Origin of the sequence: Dapis purpurea BLCC-M126 (genome assembly GCF_050015975.1) — a bacterium.
In the GTDB taxonomy this organism is placed as follows: domain Bacteria; phylum Cyanobacteriota; class Cyanobacteriia; order Cyanobacteriales; family Microcoleaceae; genus Trichodesmium.
In genome coordinates, this window is sequence record NZ_JBNHER010000068.1 from 1 (window position 1) to 7,842 (window position 7,842).

At 36.2% G+C, this 7,842-nt stretch carries 7 protein-coding genes; 2 read left to right on the plus strand and 5 right to left on the minus strand.

Going from position 1 to position 7,842, the window contains the following annotated elements:
- The first annotated feature begins 119 nt into the window (after positions 1–119).
- Entirely contained in the window at positions 120–872 is a 753-nt protein-coding gene (locus tag ACP6PL_RS06415) for an RNA-guided endonuclease InsQ/TnpB family protein (RefSeq protein ID WP_426543715.1), read from the plus strand.
- A 12-nt stretch (positions 873–884) separates the two neighbouring features.
- Here the strand turns inward: ACP6PL_RS06415 and ACP6PL_RS06420 are convergent, their stop codons facing one another.
- The 5 genes from ACP6PL_RS06420 to ACP6PL_RS06440 all read right to left on the minus strand — a co-directional run bounded on the left by ACP6PL_RS06420 (position 885) and on the right by ACP6PL_RS06440 (position 6,617).
- Complete coding sequence (locus ACP6PL_RS06420) at positions 885–1,634, minus strand: TspO/MBR family protein (RefSeq protein ID WP_426543717.1); 750 nt, start codon at positions 1,632–1,634, stop codon at positions 885–887.
- An 867-nt stretch (positions 1,635–2,501) separates the two neighbouring features.
- Positions 2,502–3,290, minus strand: a complete 789-nt coding sequence (locus ACP6PL_RS06425) for a PEP-CTERM sorting domain-containing protein (protein ID WP_426543719.1) — start codon at positions 3,288–3,290, stop codon at positions 2,502–2,504.
- 1,083 nt (positions 3,291–4,373) lie between these two features.
- The gene (locus ACP6PL_RS06430) at positions 4,374–4,583 is read right to left on the minus strand and encodes a hypothetical protein (protein ID WP_426543721.1); all 210 of its coding nucleotides are present in this window, start codon (positions 4,581–4,583) and stop codon (positions 4,374–4,376) included.
- A 137-nt stretch (positions 4,584–4,720) separates the two neighbouring features.
- Entirely contained in the window at positions 4,721–6,310 is a 1,590-nt protein-coding gene (locus ACP6PL_RS06435; protein ID WP_426543723.1) for a hypothetical protein, read from the minus strand.
- A 145-nt stretch (positions 6,311–6,455) separates the two neighbouring features.
- On the minus strand, positions 6,456–6,617 hold the full coding sequence (locus ACP6PL_RS06440) for a hypothetical protein (RefSeq protein WP_426543725.1): 162 nt from the start codon (positions 6,615–6,617) through the stop codon (positions 6,456–6,458).
- A 732-nt stretch (positions 6,618–7,349) separates the two neighbouring features.
- On the opposite strand from ACP6PL_RS06440, the gene ACP6PL_RS06445 reads away from it, so the two are divergent.
- Positions 7,350–7,700, plus strand: a complete 351-nt coding sequence (locus ACP6PL_RS06445) for an SGNH/GDSL hydrolase family protein (RefSeq protein WP_426543727.1) — start codon at positions 7,350–7,352, stop codon at positions 7,698–7,700.
- The last annotated feature ends 142 nt before the right edge of the window (positions 7,701–7,842 follow it).

Genomic DNA, 7,842 nt, shown 5'->3' on the forward strand with positions numbered 1-7,842 from the left:
GAAACCTCGCCATCCCTCGACCGCTTTTTCCTCTTGAAAGAGGAGGCTTTAAACCTGAATTATTTAATTAATCATTAATAATTAATAATTATTCGGTAAAGTTTATTCAACATTGACCATTGCCAGATGGTTTAAGAGTGAAAACCGTCACAATTAGCCGTAAAGCGGATTGCTATTATGTAACTTTGTCTTTGGAAGATAAATCAGTTCCCTTGTTAAATTCTGAAGTCAAACCTACATCAGAAAATACTCTGGGAATAGATATGGGACTGAAGAAATTTTTGGTGACAAGCTCAGGAGAATCCGTTACAATTCCTCAATATTATCGAAAATCTCAGAAACGATTAAAGACTCTACAAAAACGTTTATCTAAGAAGAAAAAAGGTAGTCAAAGATGGTTAAAAGCCGTCAAAGCAGTAGCCAAACAACATAAAAAGGTAGCTGATAAACGGAAAGATTTTCATTTTAAAACAGCCAATGAATTATTATCAAAAGCTGATGTTATTGCCCACGAAAATTTAAATATTAAAGGGCTGGCAAAAAGCAAATTGAGTAAGTCAATTAACGATGCTGGATGGGGACAATTTCTGACTATTTTGACTGTCAAAGCTGGGAATGCTGGACAAAAAACTATAGCGGTGAATCCTCAAAATACTAGCCAAGATTGCTCAATTTGTGGAGAAAAAGTTCCTAAAGAATTATCCCAAAGAATTCATTCTTGTCCGCATTGTGGTATTGTTATCGACCGCGATGTAAATGCAGCGATAAATATAAAAAATAGAGCGGCAGGGCATTCCGTTCTTAAAGCTCGTGGAGTCCGATGCAATAGCAGGACTGTGAAGCGAGAAGCCCACACTATAGCGTCAGCTTAGTGTGGGAGTATGTCACCTAACTGTTAATTTCAATGGATATAATGGCTCTTTGCCGTTCAATTGCCAAATCCTAAATACTAATACAACAGCTACAGTTAACCACACACAAGAAGGAGCTAAAATCATTCCAGCTATAGGATTAGTTTGCCAGTAAAATATAGTAACTATTAATGCAGATAACCAAGGACCGAAAATAACTACAGGAACAGCAGCACCTAATCTTTGTTCTACAGTAAAGATAGTATTCCAAGTATCTCCTAAAGCAAGATGTACTGCAAAAGCGATTAAAGGAAGCACTAAAAATTGTTGATTCATCTGCTGCCAAACTAATAGAGAAGAGATAACTCGTAAAACTGCAATTGTCATCCAAACTATGGGAAAAGCTAAAGGTGGAGGTGCCCATTTTGGTCTGACAATACTATCATAAGTTTTGCTGGTACGGGTATTGTCTAAGGGCGAAAAAATTCGGGAACGAATACTCAATAATGTAAAAAATAGTCCGGCAAATACGGTGCTTAACCAATTGGGTAAAGAGGGGGAATTATCAATTAAAATTACTAATTTTTCCATTCCCCAGAAAGCGAGAATAATTATTCCTATTTGCAGAATGGTTCCTAATTTATAAATTGAAAGGGCTTTTAAATCTAGCTCTTTTGTAGAAACGATTTTTCTTTCTAGAGACTGATTTTTATCTTCAGTTTTCACCCCCATTACTGTATTAACAATCTGTTCAACTGTTCCACTATCATTTGATTGAGTCATAATTAGAATACTCAGAAAATTATCAATTTATATTATGTCTGGTTGAATAGTTATAATTAAAGCTCGTAGTAGGGCTTTAGCCCGAGCAATTTGAGGAGCTAAAGTCCTATTACAAACAAAAACTTTTTTATCACTGATTATCCGGACATAATATTACATATTAACTTGAGTAGGGACGTTCTATGAAACATACCTACAAAGGTTGGATATAGAATCTGCTTGAAAAGTTTTCCGCAGCGATGATAGGAAGCAATCTCGCGCAACCCCTAATATTGCTTCCTTCGACTCCGTTTCAATTGCAATGACTATAATAACTAATCATCCGGATTTGATATGAGAAAGAATTGATTAATTTCTGGAACTTAAACAGTAAAAATTAGTCCTCAGTCGAATCTGATACTGGAGACCTATTTTTTCGATCAAGATTCAATTGTTGGCCAGTGGGAGCATCTTGCTCCTCTGTATAAGCGATCGCTCAAATTATCAACACTTGTGGTAGAAAAGGCTCGTAGTTGGGCTTTAGCCCCTTACATTCATCGGGCTAAAGCCCAACTACAAACAACAACAAAGAAGCAATCTCAAGGTTTTTGAGATTGCTTCCCTTCAGTCACAATTGACTTATATTCAACTGGACATGATATAATACCACTATTTACCAAGTTTGCTTTCTTATTCCTCTAGTCATTCTGAAATCATTCAGAAGATATGTTCATCATTATTCTATTCAAGTAGTTAACCCTGATAAGTGCTGTGGAGTTGAAGTTGAATTGAATAACGGATTAGAGGTGGAAGCGATGGAAGTTCCCTAATATTGGGAGAATGGAATGCTAATGTTTGCATCATTTGCGTGGTAAAGATGAGAGTCAATTACTTATTTTTGCGCTTTAATGCACCCATTCCAGTTCCCAATAAACCGAGAGTTAGAAGACTCATTGTTGCAGGTTCGGGAGTGCTCTCACTCAGATAACCACCAGCTACTTCTGTCTCAATAAGGTCAATGTTGATATCACCATGGTATGTCCTTACATCATTCCCTTTGACTTCACCCTGTTCATCTGTTATATAAAACCACTGAGACAAACCCATGTTTACATTCTTACCGCTAGCTCCTTTACCAAATTGGGTTATGTGTTGAGTACTTTTATTCCTGATAGAGAATACCTCTTGGTCTTCACCTTCATACCAATCTCCGACCTCAGTTAATGTAGACTTACTACTATCAATGTTGTAATATTCCCAAGTATTAAAATCAACGACAGTATTATAGGGATTATTCCGATTCAATTCTAGTTTGCGCGTATTATGTCCGGGTTTATGATTAAACCAAATATCAAAGTCCAATTTTTTATCTGCATATACCTCTGAGACAATTGTGCCCGAGAAATTAATAGTATCATTGTCGTATAGGTTCAATTCAGCATCACCATCTAAAACAAAATCGTCGTTACCACCTCCTGAGAATAGTGTAGGTAGCCAGAAAGCGTGGTTATGAGGATTACTACCATAATATGCACTGTGATATTCATCTGAAACAGCTTCATCTGCTAGGTAAGTATTTACAATGTTGGCTGCTGCTGCTTCTTTTGCCTGACCTAATGTACCTAAAGCGATGGAACCTAAAACGAATGCGCTAGTTAAGAATTTAGTTGTTTTCATTGGTTGTGTGTGTGTGTTTGTTTTTTGTCTCATTAACCCTAATATAACCAGCGCAGATAGGCGAATAGGTGAAGAAACGGTAAAGATTTACATGAATTTGAAAGAGGCTTAAGAGATAACATCTTAACCATTACTCTGCTTAACTTTCATCGTTTTATGGGAAAGCATATTTATTAGTTAGTCAGTAGATACAACTACAACTCATCACGTTTTTGACTAAAAAATAGCCTTATTTTCGTTGATTTATGACCCAGATAATGTCTGATGGACAAAAAAAATATACCAATATTCCTGGAATTATTATGTTAAATCCGGTTTATACAGGGTCTCTATTAGGATAGTCAAGCCAACCTTAATACCAGAATAAATAAGGATTTTAGCAATAAGTAAAAAGTGCTATTTTATGGCGGATTTTATATAAAAAACAAAATTTTTATTAATCTCAAATTCTAAAAATCGGCAGGTAAAATAAGTGCTATCACTTACGTTATTTCTGGTAGAAACATATCAATGTCAGTGCGTTTGCTGACTTATTTCTAGAGCTAGTGCAACAAAGTCGAAGAAGCGATGGTAAATTCTCAGACTTTGCTGGACATTATAGATATTTCTTACCGAAGTCATTGCCACTGGAACGAACTGCAAGGAAGCAATATCATGTTTGGATAATCACTTGTAATAAAGTATATGGTTTGTAGTAGGGCTTCAGCCCTATCTACAGTTCGGGCTGAAGCCCTACTACGAACTGTCTCAAACCCTAGTTTTTCGTACCTCATGCGTAATATCATGTCCGGTTGAATAGTTATAAATAAATGAGGGAGGAGTCAGGAGTCAGGAGTCAGGAGGGAAGAGAGGAGAAAGAAAGTATAAAAATCAGAAAGTTTTTTTATCACTAATTATCTGGACATGATATAAGTGCTGATTTAATGTTGATGTAATTAAGCCCGAAAAATAAACCCGCCCTTTCTATTGCCAAATTTCAGGCGTGTCACACCACTAATGGACTATAAATTTAACTTCTGATATCAAATCCGGTTAATTGCACATAGAATCTGGTCATAGGATATATCTTGATAATTTTTTCAATTACTTTAATAGATATCTCGCTAAATTCCCCACTGGAGAGTGGTTAGGGGTTGATCTCCATCTCCCCATCTCCCCATCCCCCCATCTCCCCATCTCCCCATCTCCCCATCTCCCCATCTCCCCATCTCCCCATCCCCCCATCCCCCCAACCATATAATAAGTATTCAACTGGATTTGATATGATATGGCATCAGGCTGAAAAATCGTCATTGCGACGATAGGAAGCAATCTCGCGCAACCCCTGAGATTGCTTCCTTCCACTCAGTTCCAGTCGCAATGACTTACAATAACTAATCATCCGGATTCTCTATAACTTTTGACTTTTGACTTCTGACTTCTGACTTCTATCAACGTGGCCAATAAATTCCAGCAGTAGCAGCAAGATAACGAGCTACAGCACCTGCTCCATAACGGTTAAGATGACTCGGATCGAAGAAATATTTATTTTTGGCTAGTTGGGGTTGATACAAATTAAAATTCAGGAACTTAAAACCATTTTCTCTTGCCCGACGTTGCATCCATCCATGAAATTCTTGTTCGGCAGACCAACGTACAGAGTCTAAATAACTATCAGATAGAGGTAAATTAACAAAAACTAAAGGAATATTTCGAGATTTAGTAAAATTAACAACAGAATTTAAAGCTGTCGCCTGAGTACCTCCAAGATAAAAACGTGCATAGTCCCCATCGTAAAGCCCTGCCACATAAGGTTTTCTTTGATAATAATAGGAAGGGTTAAACTGGCCATCTACTGGAAGAAACCCATTAGCATCAATGGCATCAGCAGCATTGGCGATCGCTACGGTTTGTATAGGTTGAGTGGAGTATTGGGTATTGGGGGTTGAGTTTGAGGAACTTTGCTTTATGGGTTTATAGGAATATTTTGTATATTTAGTTGGTTTAGTAGTGCTATAGTTAACCTCTATTGTCTCCCCAGGAAAGTTGCGAGTAGGTGAAAAGATATTCAAAGGTTTGGGAAACTTATAACAGGTAGAAGGAAAGTTAGACTGAGCTTGAGGTAACTGGGGACGAATGCCGGAAAGTAGTAATCTTTTTCCCTCAGAAGCAACAATAGAATTATAAGTTCGATCAACTCGCCCACTATTAAATGCTCGTACTCCATCTGCCCAGATAATTAATTTTGGCAGTTGGTTAGAATTTAAAAGTTGCCGCAGTTGAAAGTCTACTACTTGAGCAGTAGCACCATTAATACCAAAGTTAAAAATATTTAACTGAGGATAACCTTTATTAACTAAATATCGTTGTAATTTTTGAGGATCGACTCCATATAAAGCGCGGGAACTCCCCACAATTAAAATATCTGGCGTACCTACAGTTGCAACGTAAGACAGATAAAGTTTTAACTGAGTATCAAGAATATTACTATTGAAAGAAACAGGGTTAAACTGAGAGGGAGCTGAAGCAGCTTGTTGTTGAGAGTAAGCTAGGTTTCTCATATATTCAGTAACCTTTTTCTCAGCAAAAGCACGTCTGGGGTTCCCTGGCGGTACCGCTTGCATCCAAGCTACTGCCTGTACCCACTCTTGTGCTACTCTATCCCACTGTTGTTTAGTTCTAGCAGACTGAGCTAAATTTGCAGCTTTTGTAGCAAACCTAACTGCTTGACTAAAAGGATCAATACTAGCACATTGAGTAGAATTGGAATTTTGAGAAACGAGAGAAATTTGAGAGTTATTTTCTTTGTCTGAAGTTAAATCACAATTATTAATTGGGATATAATTTTTCTCTGAGGTAGGAGATATTTGGCTTTTAAATTGTTGAGTGGGTATACATCCAACAGTTAGGGTGAGTAAAGTTATGGTTACTGTAAAACGTCGTAGTAAATTAGAATTCCATCTACTACTCTTAAATTGATTTTCTATATTTTCTTGCCACCTATATTCAGGAGTGGCATCGGATGAATGGGTTTTAGTCACCGAGACTCCCCTCCAAATCTACATATAATATTTGTGGTAGATTATAGTACCTTTCACTACGGACTAACCACTGGTTAGGAAGTCAGAAGTCAGAAGTCAGAAGTCAGAAGTTAAAATTTATTACCGAAAAATTAAGTTATAAAGCCTATCCATTAATGTAGAAAAAGCGGTCGTTTGGAGTAGCAATTTTATAACTCCATAACCAACCAATAAGATTAGCATGAGGTTCGGCGTGGGGTTCAAATCTTAATAGTGAAGCTATATAAACTTTTCCTTCAATAAGTTGGGTTTTTTTCAGGTGTGGCATAGCACTATAGCGTCGCTCAAATTCTAAGGAGGTAAGGCTATCTCCATTTTCTAGGGGAGGAAGAGAAATGGTCTTTTTTTCTCTAGGTTGAATTTTGTCATTTTTGCCTCATTTTATTAAGTAGGGGAGTGGGGAGTAGGGGAGAAGTTATATCAAGTCTAGTAACATTATTACCGAAATATTGTGGTTTAAATCCTCTCCTTTTAAGGGGATAATAAATAACAATTTTCCTGTTCGTCAATCCTCTTCTTTTCAAGCAGAGGTAATTCTCAATTCTCAATTGTTGAATACTACTATATTGTATATAGCAATTCCCATGCTTGTGAGGTACAAAATTATTTGGTTTTAGGGAATAGGGAATAGAATACAACATCAAGATATATGTACCTCATTAAACTGAGAAACGTTATATTGTTAAATTGTTAAAAAGTTACTGTATTTTTTTCTCTAGGTGAAATTTTATCATTTTTTTCTTCTAGTAATTATTGTTAGCATTTAGCGCTTGCTGATTAACTCTCAAAACATTTACAAATATAAAGTCTAGCTTGTTTAGGTCGAAAAAATTGCCAGCTTTTAAGTCTATAAAGCTGCAAAAATTTAGCATTTTAGGCAAACAAAGGAAAAATCAAGGAACAATTATTAGTGCTAGCTCCTCTATAAATTCCCATTTATTCTGATTCCTGACTCCTAAAACCCTATTTAGTTTAACTTTAATTTTAGCGTTTTTGAATTATGCACAATAACCAACTAATAATTATTTTTTTATCAATAATTGTATTAGTTTCTGTAACACTGAATCTCCTATTATTTTACATTGCTAAAAATTATTATTTACGATTAAACTCTCAGACATTAGACCCTTTAGGTATCAATTATTATCCTCTTGATACTCATCAAAATCAGACTCTAAATTCTTATCATAAAAAGGTTGTTTTTTTTGGAGATTCTCGTGCTTTATCTTGGAATTCACCAGCATATTTTGAGAATTTTAATTTTCTCAATCGGGGAATTAGTGGTCAAACTACAGTACAAGTTTTAGGGAGGTTCAATCAACATATCAAATCTTTATTACCCAATTATTAATTATTAATAATTAATAATTAAATAATTCTGGTTTAAAGCCTCCCCTTGGATAGGGGAAAAAGCGGTTGAGGGATGCCGAGGTTTCCTCGGCATATCCAATCGACCAAGAGAGCGGTCGTTTGCGGAGCATTCCGAAGGATGG